Annotated in this window: 17 protein-coding genes and 1 pseudogene; 1 reads left to right on the top strand and 17 read right to left on the bottom strand. The window is 33.5% G+C overall.

The features are described from left to right. Nucleotides 1-5 precede the first annotated feature (5 nt). On the bottom strand, nt 6-1,430 hold the full coding sequence (locus ACFPTQ_RS08230) for a DUF3945 domain-containing protein (RefSeq protein ID WP_379776194.1): 1,425 nt from the start codon (nt 1,428-1,430) through the stop codon (nt 6-8). 86 nt (nt 1,431-1,516) lie between these two features. After that, nucleotides 1,517-1,819 carry a helix-turn-helix domain-containing protein gene (locus tag ACFPTQ_RS08225; RefSeq protein ID WP_379776192.1) on the bottom strand — a complete coding sequence of 101 codons (303 nt, stop codon included), beginning with the start codon at nt 1,817-1,819 and terminating at the stop codon, nt 1,517-1,519. A gap of 838 nt (nt 1,820-2,657) precedes the next feature. On the opposite strand from ACFPTQ_RS08225, the gene ACFPTQ_RS08220 reads away from it, so the two are divergent. Beyond that, on the top strand, nt 2,658-3,017 hold the full coding sequence (locus tag ACFPTQ_RS08220) for a hypothetical protein (protein ID WP_379776190.1): 360 nt from the start codon (nt 2,658-2,660) through the stop codon (nt 3,015-3,017). Between the two features lie 833 nt (nt 3,018-3,850). On the opposite strand, the gene ACFPTQ_RS08215 is transcribed toward ACFPTQ_RS08220, so the two are convergent. From ACFPTQ_RS08215 to ACFPTQ_RS08145, 15 genes and pseudogenes are all read right to left on the bottom strand, one after another. Next, nucleotides 3,851-5,011, bottom strand: coding sequence for an alpha-hydroxy acid oxidase (locus tag ACFPTQ_RS08215; RefSeq protein ID WP_379776187.1), 1,161 nt, complete (start codon nt 5,009-5,011; stop codon nt 3,851-3,853). A 137-nt stretch (nt 5,012-5,148) separates the two neighbouring features. Next, nucleotides 5,149-5,478 carry an L-rhamnose mutarotase gene (locus ACFPTQ_RS08210; RefSeq protein ID WP_379776184.1) on the bottom strand — a complete coding sequence of 110 codons (330 nt, stop codon included), beginning with the start codon at nt 5,476-5,478 and terminating at the stop codon, nt 5,149-5,151. Between the two features lie 383 nt (nt 5,479-5,861). Continuing rightward, nucleotides 5,862-5,993 (bottom strand): hypothetical protein, encoded by a 132-nt coding sequence (locus tag ACFPTQ_RS08205; protein WP_379776182.1) that lies wholly within the window; start codon nt 5,991-5,993, stop codon nt 5,862-5,864. Nucleotides 5,994-6,014: 21 nt separating this feature from the next. Then, a pseudogene (locus ACFPTQ_RS08200) lies at nt 6,015-6,794 on the bottom strand (SDR family NAD(P)-dependent oxidoreductase). Beyond that, entirely contained in the window at nt 6,795-8,126 is a 1,332-nt protein-coding gene (locus tag ACFPTQ_RS08195) for an L-fuconate dehydratase (protein ID WP_379776179.1), read from the bottom strand. A gap of 60 nt (nt 8,127-8,186) precedes the next feature. Then, nucleotides 8,187-9,083 (bottom strand): AraC family transcriptional regulator, encoded by an 897-nt coding sequence (locus tag ACFPTQ_RS08190; protein WP_379776177.1) that lies wholly within the window; start codon nt 9,081-9,083, stop codon nt 8,187-8,189. Between the two features lie 455 nt (nt 9,084-9,538). Beyond that, the gene (locus tag ACFPTQ_RS08185; protein WP_379776174.1) at nt 9,539-9,877 is read right to left on the bottom strand and encodes an L-rhamnose mutarotase; all 339 of its coding nucleotides are present in this window, start codon (nt 9,875-9,877) and stop codon (nt 9,539-9,541) included. Nucleotides 9,878-9,907: 30 nt separating this feature from the next. Next, the gene (locus tag ACFPTQ_RS08180) at nt 9,908-11,416 is read right to left on the bottom strand and encodes an alpha-L-fucosidase (RefSeq protein WP_379776171.1); all 1,509 of its coding nucleotides are present in this window, start codon (nt 11,414-11,416) and stop codon (nt 9,908-9,910) included. Between the two features lie 150 nt (nt 11,417-11,566). Then, nucleotides 11,567-14,164: a LamG-like jellyroll fold domain-containing protein gene (locus ACFPTQ_RS08175; RefSeq protein ID WP_379776168.1), complete on the bottom strand. Its 2,598-nt coding sequence runs from the start codon at nt 14,162-14,164 to the stop codon at nt 11,567-11,569. Between the two features lie 134 nt (nt 14,165-14,298). Continuing rightward, nucleotides 14,299-15,855: a sulfatase gene (locus ACFPTQ_RS08170; RefSeq protein ID WP_379776165.1), complete on the bottom strand. Its 1,557-nt coding sequence runs from the start codon at nt 15,853-15,855 to the stop codon at nt 14,299-14,301. 211 nt (nt 15,856-16,066) lie between these two features. Then, on the bottom strand, nt 16,067-16,285 hold the full coding sequence (locus ACFPTQ_RS08165; RefSeq protein ID WP_379776163.1) for a hypothetical protein: 219 nt from the start codon (nt 16,283-16,285) through the stop codon (nt 16,067-16,069). Between the two features lie 26 nt (nt 16,286-16,311). Then, a complete protein-coding gene (locus ACFPTQ_RS08160) occupies nt 16,312-17,697 on the bottom strand; it encodes a sulfatase (RefSeq protein WP_379776160.1) in 1,386 nt (461 codons plus the stop codon). An 87-nt stretch (nt 17,698-17,784) separates the two neighbouring features. After that, nucleotides 17,785-19,407 carry a beta-N-acetylhexosaminidase gene (locus tag ACFPTQ_RS08155; RefSeq protein ID WP_379776157.1) on the bottom strand — a complete coding sequence of 541 codons (1,623 nt, stop codon included), beginning with the start codon at nt 19,405-19,407 and terminating at the stop codon, nt 17,785-17,787. 100 nt (nt 19,408-19,507) lie between these two features. Continuing rightward, nucleotides 19,508-20,923 carry an alpha-L-fucosidase gene (locus ACFPTQ_RS08150; RefSeq protein WP_379776154.1) on the bottom strand — a complete coding sequence of 472 codons (1,416 nt, stop codon included), beginning with the start codon at nt 20,921-20,923 and terminating at the stop codon, nt 19,508-19,510. Between the two features lie 95 nt (nt 20,924-21,018). Then, on the bottom strand, nt 21,019-21,735 hold the full coding sequence (locus ACFPTQ_RS08145; protein ID WP_379777189.1) for a sulfatase-like hydrolase/transferase: 717 nt from the start codon (nt 21,733-21,735) through the stop codon (nt 21,019-21,021). Nucleotides 21,736-21,834: the final 99 nt, after the last annotated feature.

Genomic DNA, 21,834 nt, shown 5'->3' with positions numbered 1-21,834 from the left:
GATAGTTATATTTTTCGACCTGTAGATTTCTTAGCTGCTTTGGGTTTATCCTGTTCTTGTTGTTGCTTTTTACTATCTGGGTTATTCTGTTCGGTTTTCAAAGGTTCTTTGATGTTCTTAGTAGCCTCATTCGTTTTACCTTCGGAATTAACAGCAACTTGCGTTTTATTTTCTTCTTTGGGTTGCGCTTTCTCTTTCATTTTATTTGGATTATCAAAAGAAAAATCTGTTTTTGCAGTTTCTTTATTGAATGTGATATAGCCCTGATATTCGTTCCCTTTCTTGTCAACCAGACCACTTACATACACCGTTTGCCCATCTTTGAACTTTTGGTATTGTTGTTCATCAAGCTCTTTTCCTCTAAATATGCGTGGTATTTCCTGTTGTTGATTTACAGATTGCGTATTATTAGTTCTGTCAAAGAGAAATTCCACGTAACATTTATCTGCATTAAATTGAACAGCAGCATTGAACGGTTCTCCTTTTTTAGAAATCATCCCTTCTAGGTACAAAGCTTTACCTTCAGTCAAAGTCTGCTTTTGTTGTTCATCTAACTTTACGCCTTTTATTTCATCTGGAATTTTGATACGATCTGTACGAAGGGCAATCAATTCATTTGTCAGTCTATCCACACTAATAATTGAAGGGATTGTTTCTCCATTTTTAGGATTAGTCAAATCTACCACACGTCCCATGTTTCCTGTTTTTAGCAAATTATCCTTATCCTCTTTAGTAAATTCATGACCAAAGAATGGAAAGTTCAACTGGGGTTCTTTTCGGATTCCGTGAATAGCAACAACCACCTGGCCTTTATCATTCTGTTGCAGCGAAAGTCTGGCATCCATACGAGTAACGGAAGTTCCTAAATCAAGACTGATAGGAACCAATTCATTGGTCTTATAGCCTTTTAACAAAGGTTCTAGTAGCTTCATTTTTTCAAGTCGCTCTTTACTTAGTCCTAAATTAGACATCGCATTCCAATCGATCTGTTCTTGTTTGAATCGGTATTCGCTCGTTTCCGTTGTTGACTGTGTTGTTTCCATAGTATTACTATTTTGTTGTTTACGATTTATTTTTATTTCATGTTTTTCAAATAGTTTTTTTCCAGCTTCGGTAGGATTTTCAACTTCTTTTTGCATTGCATCGGCAATACTAATTGCCTCTTGAGTAGGTACCTTAAAAAAATTAAAGCGAGTTGGATTTTTCAATTGATGCAGAAAATTGCTAAAAAAATTGCTAAACAGATCGCCATGTTTATCTACACGCATAAACTGACTTTCATTTTTTTTGTCTGGTGCAACGGTTTGCAATTCTTTATTCTTTCCAATATTCTTAACTACCTCTATTTTCTTTTTCTCTTTATCAAGTACTAATAAAATATCCGAAAATTGCTCGTGGAGTTGTGGTTTGTCTATAGCTTGCTCGTTCATTATTAGTGTATTTAGAATTTACATCCCCCGAAAATAATGTGATAAAAAAAGCATTTAAATAATCTGACTTGCAGAGGAAGTAGTTGTCAGGTTTTGGCTTTTTTAATTGGGTTATTAAAACTATCACGTATAAATTGATGAACGTCTGATAATTTATAATAAAGCTTCCCGCTAATAGTGTAATACGGTAGTTTCCCCAATGAACGGTAACGCTGAAGTGAGCGATTACTAATTTTCAACATCTGAAGGAGATCCTGATTATCTAATAATTCCTCTCCATCAATGTTATTCCGTTGTTTTTGAACATCGTTAATATGTTCGTTCAGAATATCAAAGCGATCCATAATACGCTCCATCCAAGCTATAAATTCCATTCTGTCGATATTCATACGCTCCTGTTTTATAGTAACTTATTAGAAATACAAATCTCATTCAGTGTGCAACAAAAGAACAATTAGAATCTCGGCTGTACAAGTACAACTAAATAGTTGTACCCCTGTACCTCAGAATAAGTATGGATATAGATGTTAATTTTAGAGGAAAATCGATGATATAAAAAACAAGCCGAGGTACTACTTCCTTACGGAAAAAGTACCTCGGTCGTTGCCCGACAAGCTTGTTTAGCTTGTGATAAGTTTTATTGTGTATTCCTCTTTTATTTCGGCTCTATGTAATTTAGGCTCCATAAAAGAAGAATGAGATTTCATATAAACAATAATTAATAAAAAAATAAGAATTATTTACCCCTAATTACAATGAAAATTTTAACATACAAAAATCCACCTTTTTAGTGATCATAAAAATTACAGAATATCTGAGTTTTTAAAATTTAAAAACAACTATATCATATTATTAATTATAACTTCTTATTTTGATAATTAAATAGTTCAAATAAGTTTTTATCATTTGAAATACAAATATAGTGTGCTCGAGAACATTTTTAATACATTTTCTTATAATATTAATTTAATATCGTTAATTATTGCCCAATAACAAGATTACTTCCATTACAAAAAAACAAATAAAAAAAATGATTTTAAGATAATTAAGAAACAATTATTTATTTCTGTTTTTAGTTCCAAAATTATTTCAAAATATCTCAAAAAAAGAAAAACAAGTATTTTCTGATTGACGAATATCTTTTTGTGTAATTAAACTATTTAACCTACATCTATTTTGCTTCTAAAACTTTAAAAAGAAAAATAAATTATAATAAAAACAGTAATTATGACTCTAATAAAATCCATCTCAGGAATAAGAGGAACCAAAGGCGGAACAGTAGGAAATGCTTTCAATCCAAAAGATATAGTAACTATTACAGCAGCTTTTGCCTATTGGTTAAAATCAAAAGATGCCACGAGAAAAAAAATAGTAATTGGTCGAGATGCCCGTCTTTCGGGTAAAATAATAGCTAAGATTGTGAGTAGCGCACTACAATCAATGGGACTAGATGTTGTCGATTTAGGTTTATCTACAACATCAACTGTAGAAATGGGAGTAATTGCCGAAAAAGCCCTGGTTGGCATTATTTTAACAGCAAGTTATAATCCGAAGGAATGGAACCCCTTGAAATTATTAAAAGAATGAAAAAGGCGAATTTATTTCAGCCAAAGATATAGCGGTTATTTTAGAAAGCATCGAATCTGAAAATTATGAATATGCCGATGTAGAGCAATTAGGCAGTTATACAGTAAATAATGATTATTTTTATTATATTGAAGCCATTAAAGCTTTGCCCTTAATCAACACAGAATCTATTCAGAAAAGGAAATTCAAGGTCGCCCCCGGCAATTGTTCAGCCCCTAAGAAGTACAATTGCGGGGCGGGATAAGCGGTACAGTCACTTTTACCAAACCGACTCTTATCTTATCGGTTGGATCTGTTTATGCAAATGACTGATGTTTATTTTTAAATTTATTTAAGCAGAGTGCGATAATCCTGTTCTACTATATTATTTAAGGTATTTACATTGTTGAATTTCAATTTTAGAAAATGAACGTTCATTACAAGCTTTAATTACACTACTATAAAAGCCACTCTTGTCAATATTTATTAATTGAAGTTGCTATTAACATGGAACTCCGTGATTACAAATAACTGGTTTCTAAACATCAACTACCTTCTCTTTTTCAATAAGAGATCTCCTGGATTATCAGAATTTATCAACTATCCTATTCAGATAACAGTATTGCCCTTTTATTTTAATATAAGCCACGTTGATTCCCAACTACAGCAAAAATATAATTTACGTTTCTTCATTGGCATCACAATTAACAGTACAAACAGATATACCAAATATTTAATAGCAGAATGATCAACATTGATCTTTTGTATTCATAAATTAAAGTAGTCAAAAAATAACACAATATAAAACTTACTTTTAAACACAACAGACTCACTATTTAAAGACCTATAACAATTTATTTTATGATGTGATTTGGAAAATCTGCTATTTTTTCACAACAAATTTGTTCCATGACCTGTTGTAATTCTGTTTTTAAAAGTGAAATAGTATGATCTCCTCCCTGTTTTCCTAAAGCAGCAACTCCATACATAAAAGAACGTCCTAAAAAAGTAAAATCTGCACCACTTGCTAAAGTTCTGGCAATATCAGGACCAGAACGTATACCACTATCCATCATTACTTTGATGTCTTTTCCATACTTTTCGGCAATTCTAGCTAACGGTTTTATAGAAGATTCTCCTGCATCTAATTGTCTTCCACCATGGTTAGAAACAATAACTCCATCCACTCCCAAACTAATAGCTTTCTCTACATCATACTCATTAGCAATACCTTTAATAACTAACTTTCCTTTCCACATATCACGGATTGGCTTGATTTTCTCTTCATTTAATCTTCCTGAAAAAGTAGCATCCATGAATTTACCTAATTGTTTCAAATCCAATCCTTTTGGCATATATGGTTTTAGAGTCTCAAAACTAGGCTGACCATATTTCAAGATGTTTAGAGCCCATTCTGGTTTCCCTAAAACTTGAAGAATGTTAGCTACAGACATTTTTGGAGGCAGAGCCAATCCATTTCGGATATCCCTTGGACGAAATCCAAAAGTAGGAACATCTGATAGAATTACTAAAACCGGACATTCAGCTACTTCTGCTCTTTTGATGATATTATCTCGTAATCTATTTTCAGCCGGATGATACAATTGGAACCATGATCTACCTTCCGTAATTTCGGCAATTCTTTCTATACTACTAGTAGTAACTGTACTTAATATAAAAGGAACATTGTGCTCAAAAGCTGCTTTTGCTAAAATTTCAGGAGCATTAGGCCACATCAATCCTTGTAATCCAACAGGTGCTATACCAAAAGGAGCATCATAAGTATATCCGAAAAGTTCGGTTTTCATACATGAGCCCAAATGTTTACTCAAATAATATGGTAGCAATTCTACATCCCTAATTTCTTTGGTGTTTTTGTAAAGATTTACATCTTCATTACATCCTCCATCGAGATACTCAAATGCAAATTTCGGAATCTTCTTCTGAGCTTTTTTCCTTAAATCGTCTATTGAAGGATACTTGGTATTAATCTTTATTTCCTTATTATTACTCATAACAATATTTATTTTGAAAAAATGTCAAATCTTCATTATCGTAATCATCTTTTATCTTATATAAACAATTAATTCATATAATTATAATAAATAAAAGTAGTCACTACTTTTTTCATTACTTCTTGTAATCTTCTTATTTAAAGTTGAAATATACGATTCATTAGAACCCACTTCTCTCCTGGTTTAGCATTTGGTAATGCCTTTTGGTACTTCCACATAATATTTTCCCATTGCTGTACGATAGGATTCTCAGCATCCATCTTTCCTTTCTTTTCCAAAGAAAAACTGACATCAGTATCCATAATTAAAAATAAACGATCCTCAACATGATAAATTTCAGCCTTAACGATACCTGCTTCATGTAAACTTTCTATAATTTTAGGCCATACCAATTGATGATACTCAATGTAATGTCTAATTGATTCTTGATCGTTAATCAAATCAAGTGCAAAACAATATCTTTTCATTTTTTATAATTTTAAAAAGAGTTTTTATCATTACGCTATAGCGTAAATTATTATTTTTAATTTATAAGAGATTTATACTAATCTTGAACTTTCATTTTTCTGTTACGATACATAGAAATACGTTTAAAAGAATTTGCTTCATCAGCATAAGATACTTTCTTTACTATTACACTAGTCAACTTTCTTCCCATCGGATAATATGATTCGTTTAGGGATTAAAACATGTTTGTTAGTCACTAATACGAAGTACCGTATTTAAATACAATTCAGACTCTTCTAGCCCTCTATACTCACTTCAGTAGAATGCTACCCATATTTAAATCTTGCATAAACTAATTTACTACGATTCACCTATGACAATCCCAAACAAATAGCTACACCTACTACATAAAAATTATCCTGAAAAAATCTTTGTAAATATTACTTCTAAACACAAACACATCAATTCTTGTGCTACTTCCTAGTTGATGTCCTTCCTTCTCTTTACTATCTACTCTAAATCGAATTAACTTCATCGTTATGCTTTTTTATAGTATTTAGTTCCCGTTTAAAGTTACAAATCCACCATCAAGTGCATAATTAGAACCAGTTATAAATGAGGCTTCGTCAGAGCATAAATACAAAGCTAAATTAGCAACTTCTTCGGGTTCACCCATTCTACCAATAGGTTGGGTTTTAGACAGTTTTTCAAACATTTCAGCTTGGTTATCTGGATAGTTCTTTTTTATAAAACCATCAACAAAAGGGGTATGAATTCTTGCTGGTGAAATACAATTGCAACGAATACCATATTTCACATAATCTTTGGCAATTGAATAAGTCATCGTTAATACAGCACCTTTGGTCATAGAATAAGCAAAACGATCAAATATACCTACCGTTGATGCTATAGAAGCCATATTCAAAATAACAACTCCTTTACTTTTCATTACACCAATTACTACTAGAATGCAATTATACAAGCCATTTAAATTCACATCATACAATCAATCTTAATCCTCTTCGGCAGTGTTTTCTACGTTTCCAACAGGAGTAATACCAGCATTGTTTATTAATATACCAATACTTGTCTGCTCTGTAATGATTTGTATAACATCTTTTACTTGTTTTTGATTCGCTACATTGTACTGATAAGCTGCTACTTTCCCTCCATTTTTCTCAATCTCTTCAACCGTATCAATTGCATTTTCAATGTTAATTTCTAAAATTTGAACATTTGCACTTTGTTCTGCTAAAGCATTTCAAATGGCTTTACCTATTTCATTACCACCACCTATAACTACCTCTATTTTTCCTGATAAATTAAACTTTATAATCTACGCTTCCATTTTATTCTTATTTAATTCAACCCAAATTTTACCTTGTGGAAATTCATAATTTTCAAGCGATTGACTTCTCATAGTAATACTATAACCTGGCAACTTTGGTGGCATATAGGCACCATTTTTTATCACTACTGGATCAAGAAAATGTCCGTGAAGATGATCTACATATTCTATTATCCTATCATCTAAACTTCCACTAATAACAATATAATCAATCATTGATAAATGCTGTACATATTCACACAATCCTACTCCTCCTGCATGTGGACAAACGGGAATATTGAAGTTCGCTGCCATCAATAAAATGGCTAAAATTTCATTTACACCCCCTACTCTACAGCTGTCTATTTGACAAATTCCAATTGCGTTTGCTTGTAAAAGCTGTTTAAACATTACTCTGTTTTGGCAATGTTCTCCAGTTGCCACTTTAATAGGTGCTACAGCTCTTGCGATTTTAGCATGACCTAAAATATCATCAGGACTAGTTGGTTCTTCAATCCACCAAGGGTTAAATTTTTTAAGAGAATCCATATTTACTATGGCCTCATCAACATCCCATTTTTGATTAGCATCCATCATCAACTTTAAATCATCTCCAATTTCTTCTCTGATAATTGAAGCTCGTCGCATATCGTCTTGTAAATCGGATCCAACTTTTATCTTCATGTGCTTAAAACCTTCGGCTTTAGCTTCACGACACAATCTTCTCATTTTATCATCTGAATATCCTAACCAACCTGCGGAAGTGGTATAAGCTGGATATCCATTGGCTTCTAAATAAGCAATACGTTCTTTTTTGGTAGCTTCTTTAGTTTTTAACAGAATCAAAGCCTCTTCTGGAGTTATAGCATCTGTAATATAAGTAAAGTCAACACAGGCTACAAATTCTTCTGGGCTCATATCTGCTAAAAGTTTCCACAAAGGCTTCCCTTCAACTTTGGCATACAAATCCCAAACAGCATTTACAATGGCGCCTGTAGCCAAATGAATCACTCCTTTTTCAGGTCCCAACCAACGTAGTTGGCTATCACCTGTTATCATGCGCCAAAAACCAGCCATGTCATCGGTAAACTCTTTTAATTTTTTACCAATAATTAAAGGGCTCAAAGAATTAATGGCAGCAACACAAAGATCATTTCCTCTACCTATCGTAAAGGTTAAACCATGACCTTCCAAACCGTCAGGGTGATTGGTTTCTAAAATAACGTAAGCCGCTGAATAATCGGGGTCTGGATTCATTGCATCTGATCCGTCTAATGATAAACTGGTAGGAAAACGAACGTCCTTTACTTGTATGTTCGTAATGATGATGTTTTGCTTCATTTTTATAATAATTTAAAAAAATAAAAATAACGGTAAAAATCACCACACACTAACACATCATCAACTAACACTGATACTTTTTTTGCCTTTTTTATTGTTTTTATGTAATTTCATGAATTCAGTTGGAGACATATTCTTTATTTCTTTGAAATGCCTATTGAAATTTGAAATATTGTTATAACCCGATTCATAACATATGGTGGTGATATCTTTTTTAGCTTCAAGCAATAATTTACAGGCGAAACCAACTCTTATTTCATTCAAATACTTGGTAAACGTTTTTCTCTGAATTCGATTAAAGAAGCGACTAAAAGAGGAACGATTCATATTTATATAATCAGCAACATCTTTAGAACTCAAGTTCCCTCTGAAATTATCAAAAATATAATTATACATTTTATCCAAATTATTATCAATGGAATTATCACTCGGACTCCAGAAGCCTATACTTGATAACAATTTATAATTGTTATGATTCGCTAATTCATAAAGAATTTCGATAAACTTAATGGTCCTTTCAAAAACACCATTTTCATTTAAATTAATAATTTTATTTTTTAAGGTACAATCAACTTCAAGAAATCGTATTCCTCTTGAAGCTCGTTCAATTAGACTTCCTATAGGTTTCATTTCGGGAGCGCGATTAAAAATATTTCCCAAAAATTCTTCATCAAAATGTACGGCAAGTGCTTTAGCTGTTAATTCTGAATTTTTAAAAAAATATTCATCATCATTAAGCCATTTATGAGGTAGATTCTTCCCTATTAAAACGATGTCGTTTTCTTCAAATTTTTCAATACTATCACCTATAAAACAAGTACCTGTACTTTTGATAATAACCACTAATTCTAATTCTGGATGATAATGCCAAAGTTTCAAAAAATGATTATACTCATTAATACTAACAGAAAAAGATGTGGTATCAAATTTTGTTTTATTTAATAAATGAAGCTTCATGTTTTTTGTATTTATTTAGAAAATCATATTAAATTTCACAAACAAACTTAAAACAATATGTACCCCAAACAACATAACATGTTAATAGGCTTAATGTACGCGAACCTTTTCTTAAATCTGTACTCATAATCTAAAGGTAAAGATTATTTCGCATTACTAAAGTACTATAATAAATTGCTGGGGTTTAAACCTGAATCTGATACCAATAAACGTGAATATTCAATCATTAATGATAACCTCAATAAAAAAGGGATTACAAACTATTTTATCGAGACTATCAAAAAACATTAATACAGGTTAAGGTGTTCAATTGTAATCGCGACAACTACAAAAAGCCTTAAATCATTTATTTTAAGGCTTTTTTCAATAAAAAGTCAGCAATTTTCGATACCATCCCACGAAAATCATTGTAAAACTTATTTATATAATCCAATTTTAATCGTTTATTTATCTCTTTATTTCAACTCAAATATTTTATCCATTAGTATCCATTTTTCTCCAGACTTTGCAAACGGTAGTGCTTTTTGATATTTCCACATCAATTTTTCCCATTCCTGAACTTTAGGATTATTGGCATCCATCTCTGATTTTCTTTCGAATGAAAAATCTTTATTCGTTTCAATTATCATAAACATACGATTTCCAACGTTATAAATATCGAGCAGCTCAATTCCAGAGGCTTTTATACTTTCTATAATTTCAGGCCAGACCTCAAGATGATACATTTTGTATTCCTCTATCATCTCTAAATCTTCCTTTAAATCTAAAGCAAAACAATATTTTTGTGTTCTCATAAAAGTATTATTTAAAACCTATTTTAAGTTTTACTCGTTGATACCTTCTTTATCAAAATACAAACCTATTTCGGCTAATGCTGGCTCCAGCCTAGCTGACTCAATACGCAACCTTACTTTAGATGCAGTTACAGCAGGAAACTCTAATAACCTTTTGAAACCAATAGTAGTTCCTTCAGTTGCTTTTTTCCATTCTTTACCATTCCAATATTCAAGAACAAATTTCTCTACCCTTTGACCAATCGTAATGTTTTCCTGAAGTAGTAACACATTAAATGTTTTTTCTTTCTTCAAATTCATTTCAATGCTATTATCATTCTCCTTCATTGAAAAAGAATGGTGTGTAGCATCATTTCCATCTAATAAACATTTTATTTTTTTAACCGCTCCAACTCCTTTGGCTCCTTTTAAAAAATTTACTTTAAATATAGCATCCAGTTTCTCTTTCCAAGACTTTAATGCCTTAATATCAAAATCGGTAATTAATCCTCTTGTATCAGGTGGAATATTCAATAAAAGAACTCCATTTCTTCCTACCGAATGGAAATAAATTTCTTTAAGATACTCTGGTGTTTTTACTTTTTTATCTTCCGATTCATGATAAAACCATCCCGGACGTATCGATACATCTATTTCTGCTGGATACCACTTTAAGGCGTCTCCATCTCTTAATTGACTACGACTTCCTAAAACCTGACCTCTGTTATTTCCGGATGGCGGTTCATCAGCTTTAGTTTGGGAACCTTCATTGTATTTATTGTTTTTTCCTACAGGCACTACACTCCATTCCTGCTCACGTCCATGCCCGGTTTCTGTTCCTACCCAACGAACATCAGGACCTGAAACTGCAATTACAGTTTGTGGTTGTAATTTTCGAATATGTGCGTACCATCTTTCAAAATCATATACCTGCTTTTTGCCATTAGGACCTTCTCCATTAGCACCATCAAACCAAACCTCATCCACTTTCCCATATTGAGTAAGCAATTCAGTTAATTGATCGATAAAAAAATCATTGTATGCATCAGTTCCATAAGACGCATTATTCCTATCCCAAGGTGATAAATAAACTCCAAAACCTACCCCCAACTCCTTACAGGCATCGGCGACTTCTTTTACAACATCTCCTTTTCCCTCTTTCCAAGGACTGTTTTTTACGGAATACTCAGTAGTTTTAGTTGGCCATAAACAAAAACCATCGTGATGTTTTGCGGTAAGAATTACTTGTTTAATTCCTGCTTCTTTACAAGTTCTTACCCATTGTTTAGCATCTAAAGCTGTGGGATTAAACAATTTTGGATCGTCTTTCCCTTCTCCCCACTCTCTACCTGTAAAAGTGTTGATTCCAAAATGTATAAAACCTGTTACTTCCAAACGCTGCCACCTTAATTGTTGTGGTGTGGGCGTAATGTTAGCCGCAATTTTTACCAATTCATCGTCAGACATTGACTTATCAAGGCGCACAAAATTTTGTGTTTGCGAAAAACCTACCGATGTAAGCATTGTCATTAAAAGTCCTAACTTTATTCTACTCTTCATTTTATTTTTATTAAATTTATTTTTTCTCTTATTTTATTTACAATCCTTTTTCAGAATAGTATATTGATAAAATAACACAATTAGCTATGAATTCATAAAAAGGAGACTGAATGAACAGCCTCCAGATTATGAAAGTTCAATAAAAAAACACTATTGAATTATGAATTTAGACGATTTAGAGTTCCCTTTTTTATCATAAAACTTAACAATATAAACGCCCGGTTTAAAATCTTTTCCATTTAAATTAATTTTTTCTTCACTACTTAAATTTTTTGTATAAATCTCTTGTCCATTCAAACTATATATTTTAACACAGCCCTCTTTTTCAACGGGTAATTCAATTGTAAAAACATACTTAGCTGGATTTGGATATATCAAAACATTAGATGCTACTTCGTTAGTACCATTAGCAGTATTAGAACTATTTTCTAATTTCACACTAGTAACACTCTTAGCAGTTAAATTCCCTCCATCTAAATTTGCATTCATTATAGTATTTAATGCTCTTAAAAGTGAAAGTTGGTTTGTATAATCAACATCAGTTGCGCTATCCCAATACATTATACCAGCTAATGACATATCTCTAACATATTTCGTTTTATCTATTATAGTTTCTTGTCCATTGAAGGTAATATCCTTTACAGGAGGTACATTCACAGATATTTGATCAAGTGAGGGATCTAGTGAGGGATATTGAGCTACAATCGTTCTATAACTTGTAGTTACTTTAGAATCATCAGTAGCAGCACCAAAAAATGGTACTCCCATAATAAGTTTTTGAGCAGGATAACCATAAGTAAGCATAGTACTAACATTATTCACAAATTCAGTATAAGGAAATCGATTAGGACTTGGTCCATAAGACTGTATGGATATGAAATCAAGAGCCGAAATTGCAGCCGAACTAATTTTATAATACAATGGATGTAGTGTAATACTAAAATTATAGGTTGAAGGAAAAATAGAATTCATAGCCAAAATAGTAGCACTGTAATCAGACCATTCTTGTGTGGTTAAACACCACTCAAAATCTAAATCCACTCCATCAAAACCATAGGTATCTACAATATTTTTTACCTTATTAGCAAAATTTGTTCTGGCCGTACTACTTGTAATCATTGTTTTCCAATCTCCACCACTAATTCCTAAACGAATTTGTACTCCATCATATCCAGTCATGGTTTGTTTTAGTCCGTCTAATACACCTACCCATGTTCTTGAATCTTTTCCTGGTTGTGATGCATCGTCGTATTTCCAATAAGCAGAAGTCTTTGTTTCATTCCATGAATCTACAACTATAGGATTGTTCTTAATTGTATTCACTTCGCCACTACTGAAACTTAATAAACTGGTAACAGTTTCGTCCAACTTACCATCAAAGTTTACTCCTAATTCAAAATTTGATCTACTAAAAGGTCCAGTAGTGGCAACTAAACCATCTCCATTTTTATAAGAAACAGCTACAGAAACACCATCAACATAAATTTTTACTTGTTGATAAGCAGCTGCACTTCCTGAATAAGTTACAGCAACATGATGCCATCCACCTGTTGAAATTCCTGAATTATCAGCAATCACATAATTATCAGCTCCATTTGAAAGATGGAAAATTAATTGATTACTCGCTGCTGCACCTAATTGTAAATCAATATTTTTAGTTGCTGATTCGTACTTTCTAAAAATATAACTGTTTTCAATCCATTGATCTATATATACCCATGATGCAAAAGAAAAAGTACCAACTCCTCCTGTAGATTTATTAAGTAAATCCCCCCCACAATTCATAGAAGCACCGGAACCTGAAAAATCCATCAGTCCGTTTCTTGAAGCAAAACTTGCCATGTATGCAGCATTAGTTAACAATCCGTCATTAACTGGATATTCAAAAAATAAATCTCCATTTGCATAAGGATTGGCTGCCAGATAGATTATATCATTATTATTTCGAAGATACTCCTCACTAATTTGATTACTCTCATAAAAATTAGATCTTACATAAGTACTTACAATTTTATACTTAAAGGTATTATTATCCGTAACTGGTACTAAGGATGCCCCTATAAGGGTTCCAGGATAAATATTTTTTGTATCAATAACTGATGTAGCGCTCTTATCCATCTTCCAATAAGAAATCAGATTGGCATATGAAGGATGGTATTTATTAATTGTATTCTTCATATCAATGTCTGATGCTGTGATAGCATAATTCCAAAGTTTGACCTCATCAATACGACCATTAAAACATTTTCCTAATTCAAAATTTGCGGTGTTTATAGGAGTCGTTGTGGGAAGCAAGCCATTTCCAGAAGAATACCAGATTCCAGTTGTAGATTGGGTTCCATTTATATAAATACGAATCATGTTGTAAGCAGACTTTGTACCATCATAAGCCATCACAATATGATTCCATTGTCCGACTGCAATAGCCGAATTATCAAGAGCAGCATAAGTATTTGCGCCGTTGGCAACATGAAAATATAATCTTTTTGTTGCTATAGGTCCCAATTGTAAATCAATTCTATTGTTGGTTGAAGCCATTTTTCTGAAAACATAACTGTTTTCATTCCATGAATTAATATAAACCCAGGCTTCAACAGAAAACTGGTTTACTCCGTTTAATTCATTGACATTCCCAAAGGAGGCATAACTATTTGTAGTACCTGAAAAGGCAATACTTTTGTTGATTGCCTGACTTTTCACTACCTGATTAACGGTAAATAAAAAAGCAATAAGTAATACTTTTTTCATAATAAATAATGGTTTTTGATTAATATTGTTGTTTTTTTACTAGGACAAATACATGATTTTTTTATAAATAATTAACACAACCATTACTATAAAAAATATCATAACAAATATCTAAAGCTTATTAATTATCATAGCTATTCATCAGGCATAGCTGCGGGCTGATTCGTTTTCTTATCTATTGGCATAGTTGCTTTCCATTTTCTTAATTGCTCCGATAATGTTTTAGACAAAGCTTTTACCACGTCGGGATGTTCAACTGATAGATCGCTATGCTCTCCGATATCCGTTTTTAAATTATAGAGCTGTTTGCTTTGGTCACGCATGTCATATATCAGCTTCCAATCCCCTTTTCTGATGGCACTCTGAAAATTGATTCCTGGTCCCTCTTCTGTTGTCCATTTATTAGGAATATGCCAGATTAAAGCCCTGCTGTCATCCTTAAAATCAGGATTTTTTAAAATAGGGACAAAACTTTTCCCATCTATATCCTGCACTTTCTTATAATCTTTAACCTTAGCCATTTCCAACAGCGTTGGAAAAAAATCCTCTATAATTACATACTGCTCTGCCACAGATGCCGCTCTGGATACACTAGGCCATTTTACAATCATAGGCACTCTTATTCCTCCTTCGTTTACAGAGCCCTTGCCTGCTTTTAAAGGCAAATTTTGTGTATGAGCATGTCCGCCTCTTGGCGGCACAAGACTCAAGCCTCCATTATCACTCATAAAAACAATAATTGTATTTTTATCGACTTGCTTAGATTTAAGGTAATCCATTATATCACCTAAACTTTGATCCATACCCTCAATCAGACTGGCGTATTTTGCTTCTACTTCATCTAGTCCTGCGCTAATGTATTTTTGATAATAACGTGGATCCTTCATTATTGGATCGTGAACCGCATAATGTGCCATATTCAAATAAAAAGGTTGCTTGTTTCTTATTGGGTTTTCAAGTGTTTTGATTGCTTCTTTAGTAAGCGCATCGGTCAAGAAAGTAGTCGTTCCATAATACTCCTCTAGATCTGGTACCGCCTGCCAACTTGTTTTAGAGGACTGATTCCCATAATTATCCTCCCCCAAATAACTTTTTGGATGTCCTGCCGCATGACCGGCAATGTTTATAATAAAACCCATATTCAAAGGATTAGCCCCAGGAGTACCTGCTGGCCCCCAGTGTGCTTTTCCAACATGAACAGTAAAATAACCTGCCTCTTTAAGTAATTGTGGAAAAGTAGTTGCATATTGGGTATGTTCAATTCCTGTGACCGGGCTCAAGCCGTTGTAATTCCATTCGGGTGAGTTAAACTGCTCATCCGGTTTGTCAGTAGGACTATTCTTTTCTGGGGAGGTCCAATTTGTGATTCGGGCATGTGACGCATTCATTCCGCTTAACATACTGGCCCTACTTGGCGTACATACTGGTTGCGCATAAGCATTGGTGAATTTCATCCCATCCTTTGCTAATCGCTCCATATTAGGGGTTTGAAAACGTTTATTCAAAGGCATAACGCTATTACCAAAAGGAACAGAAGTATCCATCCAACCCATATCGTCTACTAAAAAAACAATAATATTGGGTCTTGATTTTATATTTTTTTTTGAAGACTGAGCTTTCGCAGTTCCTATAGATAAAATCAGCAACACCATACTGACACAAACACGAAACTTATTTAACGATACATTCATTATATACTAAATTTACAATTACTACATTCTAATTCTCTCTTATTATAAAACTAACACGTGCGCTGCAATTAGTTTATAATAATTTTTCGTTAGTTCGAATGTTTTCGATAGAAAATCGTATCGAGAATAGAAAAATTATTAAAAACGGTTTTAGCTAAAGCTCTGCTTGCTCTATAAATCGGGATCCGATTAATAGGTCTTTTGTTTCATGTTAAGCTTTTCCGGATGTTTGAAATGAAAAATTATATTTGCCATAGGTTAGAATTTTTATAAAACCGGTATAAAGAACCACGCCATTCTTATTGGCCTCAACATCAGTATTTATTGATTTACTTAGCGCTTGTGTTTTTGCTTTCAATCCTTTTTCCGAAACCACCCAAGGAAAATCCCCTTCAAAAAATTGCTGGATCAATCCTGAAGAAAGTTTCATATGGACATGGTTATTTTAGAATTAATTTATTTATCATACATTTTTAAGACTTCTTCATCTGTTGGTCCGCCAGTCCATAATGGACTTATCAAGTCTGCTTGCCATTTCATATATTTCTTCAATAATTTTCCAGCTACAATAGGTTCTTTAACAGACAAATCAACAATTTCATTAATATCACTTTTTATGTTATAAAGTTCAGGCTTACAGTTTTTAAAATTAAAATATATCAATTTCCAATCCCCATCTCTTATAGCTCCAATTTTACCCTGTCTCCAGTATAAACTTCTATTCTGAAGTTTTTGACCGTATTTAAGCAGTGGCAATAAGTTTTTTCCATCCATTTTTTTTTTAGTTTCAGGCTTCAGTTTAGCTGCTGCAATAATTGTCGGTAAAATGTCAAGCGTTGAAACAATCGTTTCAGATACTTTTTTACCTTTTATATATTTGGGCCAATGAATAATCATGGGCACTCGGATTCCACCTTCGTATAACATTCTTTTTAAACCTTTGAGAGGTAAGTTACTTGATCCGTTTAAAAATATTTCTCCTCCATTATCGTTTGTAAAAACAATCAATGTATTTTCCAGCATATTCTTTTCCTGTAACACATTTAATATCTTGCCAACATTATCATCAATGGACTTGATCATTGCTGCATTAGTAGCCCTTTTTACATCCACGAATTGTTTACGGTAAAGTTTCAGATAGTCTTCCCTTGCTTGCAGAGGCACATGTGGTGCGTTAAATGCAAGATATAGAAAGAACGGTCTTTTCTGTTTCTTTATAAAGGAAACCGCCTCATCTCCAAAAGCATCAGTTAAATATGGAAGGCTGTCCGGCTGAATCTTTTTATAATTTCTTTCAATTTTTTTAGCCTGACCTGTTAGGTAATAACTATCACCTTCCAGCGTACCAAAAAAATGATCGAAGCCCCGTTTTAATGGATGAAAATATGGCAATTCGCCCAAATGCCATTTACCAATAATGGCTGTTGCATATCCTTCTATTTTTAAATATTCCGGGATTATTTTTTGAGATAATGGAAGTCCCAAACTATCTATACTTATGCTTTCAGCTGGTTTAGGTTTTACTAAATTATATTCATGACCAAAACGTTGCTGGTAACAGCTGGTTAATAAACCTGCGCGAGATGGACTGCAATTTGGCGCAGTAGCATAAGCCTGTGTGAATGTTACGCCATTTTGCTGTAATACATCAATATTCGGCGTTGGGATTAGTTTATCTGACTGAAACCCAAAATCTGCATAGCCAGCATCATCTGTAAGGATTACTATAATGTTGGGACTTTCTGGTCTTGTTGCTGACTGCTGCTTTTGGGCATTTCCTGCGAAAGAAAAAGAAATAAAAATGGCGAAAAAAAAACTATGCTTTAAACTAAATTTTTTCATTATTTTAATTTTAAAAAATCGTTTTTCAACTATAAACTGTGATTATTGCAATCGTTAAATCTGCAAAAAACTATAACAAATTGAACTTTATTTGGCTTCAGCATCATTTATGGGCGCGAAATAAATCCCTTTAGTCTTCCATATCTTTAATATCGGCTGTAAAGCTTCCCTAAACTGATCATAATTTTTCGAATCCTTATTAGTCCAGCCAACTTCAGAATATGCCGCAAGACGAGGAAAAACCTGATAGTGCATTTCACCAATCGTGGGAATCCATTCACTCCACATCTGACAGCCAGTGCCAATTATCCGATTATGAAATATAGAATCCAAGTCTTTGGGTATCGGGTTAAAATCATACGCTTTTTGAAGCGAAATTGATGAATAAGCATAGTCTAAATAAGTAAGTTGATTTTGCGAGTTAACAATATCATAACCATGTTGTGCGGCCTGTTTTAACAGATTAATATCGCCTTTCCAAAAATGGACTATCACGTTTTTGGCCAATGAGGTTTCGGCGTTTTTATCAATTTTTTTCTCTTCAAAATCTTGGTGAATGTTGATGCCCATAATCTCGTTCCACCCCATCATCCTACGTTCATTTTTTTCTATGTACCGAGAAATACGGTTGGTAAAATGTACTTGTAAATCAGCATAAGTCTTCAGATTGTTATTTTCCATATAAGCTTTCACTTTGGATGATTTTGTCCATGCGTCATAACTTACCTCATCGCCGCCAATGTGGATAACCTTTGAAGGGAACATTGAAAATACTTCTTGTAAAACATCTTCAATAAAATTGTATACTTTTGGATTGGTCACATCATAAATATCATAAAACCTACCAAATTTTACGGGCACTTCAATTTGTTTATTTTCTGTACTCAGCCATGGATACGCTGCCACTGCCGCACTCGAATGTCCGGGCATTTCAATTTCAGGCACAATGGTGATGTGTCTCTGTGCGGCATAGTTCACAATTTCCTTAATTTGTGTCTGGGTATAAAAACCTGAATGAGGTTGTCCCGATTGCTTATTGCTCTTCCATTTTTGTTCGCCCACTTGAGTGCTCTTACGATGGGAACCTACTTTAGTAAGCAAGGGATATTTATTAATTTCGATGCGCCAACCTTGATCGTCAACCAAATGCCAATGAAAAATATTCATTTTCAAACGAGCCATTTCATCTAACAACAGTTTTACCTGCGCCATGCCTTTGAAATACCTAGATTCATCTAACATAAATGCGCGCCACTCAAACCGAGGCTTGTCCTCAATAGTCATCAAGGCAAGCTGTTTTTTATTATTGGATGTATCAACGGCCTGCAGCAAAGATTGAATTCCGTAATAAATACCAGCTTGACTGGCTGCCTTTAAGGTTATTTTAGAAGGACTTACAATTAACTGGTAGCCTTCTTTTCCCAAAGAATCCGTCAAGTTTACATCTAACTCCAAATTTATTGAATTATCTAAGTATTGATCAGCTTTTAGGTTTATTTGTAATCCATACTCTTTTTTCAAATTGCTTTGAAGTATTTTGGCCTCTGCCATAGTGGTTTCAGAATAGCAAACATAACGCATCTTAGTCAGATCTAAATAGCCTGATAGCATCGTTAATTTGTTAGGACGGGGTATGATATTAATTTGCTGTGCAAAGCCATCATATTGTAGCATAGCAAAAAGTAACATTAAGCACAGGATTTTTTTCATTATCAATTGATTTATGTTCTCTAAATAATTATTTTTTAAAAGAGTTAACCTCACTACTGATTTGACCTAAATTTCATAAGCAAAAATTTTATCATAATTTTTATTTTAAATTAACATAATATGCAGCAAAATTTATTATATCCGGCTCAGCTACTGATTCATCAATCACTAATCTCAACTTTTTTGCAAGAATATATTTATCCGATAAAAAAATGTACTTATTACCTATAGCCTTACCCTGGTTGACCGTTTGCCATTTTCCTCTCTGATAGACTTGTATTCTGAAAGCCCTAATGCAATGTCCTAAAGCAATATCTTCCTGTACCACAAACTGATTAATTGACATTTCTTGAGCCAACTTTAATTCAATTATTTTCCCTTTTCCTCTTGTAGCAGCAAGAGGAAAATCAAAGCGTCTTTTTATCTCATCACCCCATTCCTTTAGTCTTTGAACATCTTCTTTTGGCATAAGCCCTGTATTATCAGGTGTTAATCCCATAATCAGAGTTGCATTTCTTCCAACTGATTTGTAATAAATGTTCATTAGTTCTTCCAAAGGATAAATACTCTTTTCATCATCGGGTTCCCAGAACCATTCATGTCTTCTGTTAAAACCGCGCAAAGGTGCATCGGCCATCGCTGGCACCCAATATTTTCCATTTACATCTCCCTCTTTCAATAATTGAAACCCGTTTTTAGAAATTCCGGGAATAGCACTTTCTCCCGAACCTGTAAAATTGTATGGAAATGTTGACCAACAAGGATAATTCACCGTCCCACTTTCAGAACCTCCCCAACGAGCTTCGGCCAACTGGTCATTGTGATAAAACAAACAATCAGGCTGGAACTTTTTTACTATTGGCAATACATCTGGTGCTCCTTTTTGTGGGCTACTGGCGCCACCATCAAACCATATTTCGAATAAAGGACCATAGTTGGTGCAAATTTCTTTTACCATTCCTTCCACCATTGCATTGTAATAGGCCTGTCTTTTTTTTTGCATTGCACTATTGGGTTCACCATCTACGATGAAATCATGTACGCCAAAAAATGAATTCCAACGAATACCCAAATAAACACCTGGTTTGATACCATGCTTGCGACAAGCATCTGTAAAATCCTTAAAAATATCCCCCTTTCCTTCTTTCCATTTCAAACTCTTCATCGAATACGGATTTACATCCGATTGAAACAAAGCGAAACCGGTTTCATGGGTGACGGTAAGTATAGCAAATTTTGCACCCGCTGCTTTGGCAGCAATGACCCATTGTTCGACATCCAATTGATTTGGATTAAAAATATTATAATCGAATACCGGGCTAATCCTGTTTGTGTCTTGATTGTATTTTGACTTATCAAATACATGTAAATCATAATGAAAAATCACCCCAAATTCGGCTTTCTGCCAGGCTAATTGCTGTTTATTTGGCAAAGACAAGGAATTTAATTGTGCGTTTACCGAAAAAAAACACATTAAAAAAATACTCATTATTAACTTTACATATTTTGAACTCATTTCTATACTTATTTAATCTTTATTTTTAGCTAAACCAGATTTAGACTTCACAATTAATTCTTTTTCGCTCAAATTTTCGGCTTTTAAATTGGCAGCTATAGAGCCGTAATAGGTGTCAAATTTTTGTCGCTGCTCTGGTTCATCCGCTTAATATTTCCATCTTTATTTGCGTCACTTTCATTGTCAAACATTTTCAAATCATATCCCATCTGCATAGTTTTTGATATGGTCATATCCTGCACTTTGGCAGCTTCCCGATTCTTGTAATCATCATAAAAATTGGCAGGTAAAGGAAAAACGACACCATCAAACACCCCCATGTCTTGCGTATCTGGTATCCAGTTACGGTGAGTCACTTTATGTCCTATAACCAAACAAAAAGGTTTATCCTTATTGCGATTATTCAACCAATTTTCGGAAACGTCTTCAATAACATCAGACACATAACCATCTACCTTCTTCTTACTACCATCCATCAAATCAAAATCAGGATTGTAATATTGCCCTTGGTTGGGTAATATTTGCCAGAAATCAAACCCTTGTGGCTGGGTTTCCAAATGCCATTTCCCAATCCAAGCAGTTTGATAACCCGAGTTTTTCAACTGTTTTACAAATGAATCCTGACTGCCATCAAATTGGGAATTCTCATTATCCTTAAAACCGTTTTTATGACTGTATTTACCGGTCAAAATCACGGCACGACTAGGACCACAAACAGAATTTGTCGCATATGCTTTATTAAACAAAACTCCTTCTTTGGCAATACGATCAATATTCGGGGTTTGCATTAATTTACCATTATAGGCACTAATGGCCTGATAGGCGTGATCATTTGAAATGATGATTACTATATTGGGTCTTTTAGTAGATTCCGCTTTATTTTACGCCAATGCATTACATAAAAAAAACGC

It is taken from the genome of Flavobacterium sp. GCM10022190 (genome assembly GCF_042656445.1).
In the GTDB taxonomy this organism is placed as follows: domain Bacteria; phylum Bacteroidota; class Bacteroidia; order Flavobacteriales; family Flavobacteriaceae; genus Flavobacterium; species Flavobacterium nitratireducens.
Note: the sequence above shows the minus strand (reverse complement) of the source record. Positions and strands in the feature narration are given on the sequence as shown.

What these genes read in the sequence shown, in the direction of transcription:
- ACFPTQ_RS08175 (WP_379776168.1), bottom strand. Translation starts at nt 14,164, where the DNA reads ATGAAAAAAGTATTACTTATTGCTTTTTTATTTACCGTTAATCAGGTA.
- ACFPTQ_RS08225 (WP_379776192.1), bottom strand. Translation starts at nt 1,819, where the DNA reads ATGAATATCGACAGAATGGAATTTATAGCTTGGATGGAGCGTATTATG.
- ACFPTQ_RS08155 (WP_379776157.1), bottom strand. Translation starts at nt 19,407, where the DNA reads ATGAAAAAAATCCTGTGCTTAATGTTACTTTTTGCTATGCTACAATAT.
- ACFPTQ_RS08150 (WP_379776154.1), bottom strand. Translation starts at nt 20,923, where the DNA reads ATGAGTTCAAAATATGTAAAGTTAATAATGAGTATTTTTTTAATGTGT.
- ACFPTQ_RS08165 (WP_379776163.1), bottom strand. Translation starts at nt 16,285, where the DNA reads ATGAAACTTTCTTCAGGATTGATCCAGCAATTTTTTGAAGGGGATTTT.
- ACFPTQ_RS08215 (WP_379776187.1), bottom strand. Translation starts at nt 5,011, where the DNA reads ATGAGTAATAATAAGGAAATAAAGATTAATACCAAGTATCCTTCAATA.
- ACFPTQ_RS08205 (WP_379776182.1), bottom strand. Translation starts at nt 5,993, where the DNA reads ATGAAGTTAATTCGATTTAGAGTAGATAGTAAAGAGAAGGAAGGACAT.
- ACFPTQ_RS08210 (WP_379776184.1), bottom strand. Translation starts at nt 5,478, where the DNA reads ATGAAAAGATATTGTTTTGCACTTGATTTGATTAACGATCAAGAATCA.
- ACFPTQ_RS08190 (WP_379776177.1), bottom strand. Translation starts at nt 9,083, where the DNA reads ATGAAGCTTCATTTATTAAATAAAACAAAATTTGATACCACATCTTTT.
- ACFPTQ_RS08185 (WP_379776174.1), bottom strand. Translation starts at nt 9,877, where the DNA reads ATGAGAACACAAAAATATTGTTTTGCTTTAGATTTAAAGGAAGATTTA.
- ACFPTQ_RS08160 (WP_379776160.1), bottom strand. Translation starts at nt 17,697, where the DNA reads ATGAAAAAATTTAGTTTAAAGCATAGTTTTTTTTTCGCCATTTTTATT.
- ACFPTQ_RS08170 (WP_379776165.1), bottom strand. Translation starts at nt 15,855, where the DNA reads ATGAATGTATCGTTAAATAAGTTTCGTGTTTGTGTCAGTATGGTGTTG.
- ACFPTQ_RS08180 (WP_379776171.1), bottom strand. Translation starts at nt 11,416, where the DNA reads ATGAAGAGTAGAATAAAGTTAGGACTTTTAATGACAATGCTTACATCG.
- ACFPTQ_RS08230 (WP_379776194.1), bottom strand. Translation starts at nt 1,430, where the DNA reads ATGAACGAGCAAGCTATAGACAAACCACAACTCCACGAGCAATTTTCG.
- ACFPTQ_RS08195 (WP_379776179.1), bottom strand. Translation starts at nt 8,126, where the DNA reads ATGAAGCAAAACATCATCATTACGAACATACAAGTAAAGGACGTTCGT.
- ACFPTQ_RS08220 (WP_379776190.1), top strand. Translation starts at nt 2,658, where the DNA reads ATGACTCTAATAAAATCCATCTCAGGAATAAGAGGAACCAAAGGCGGA.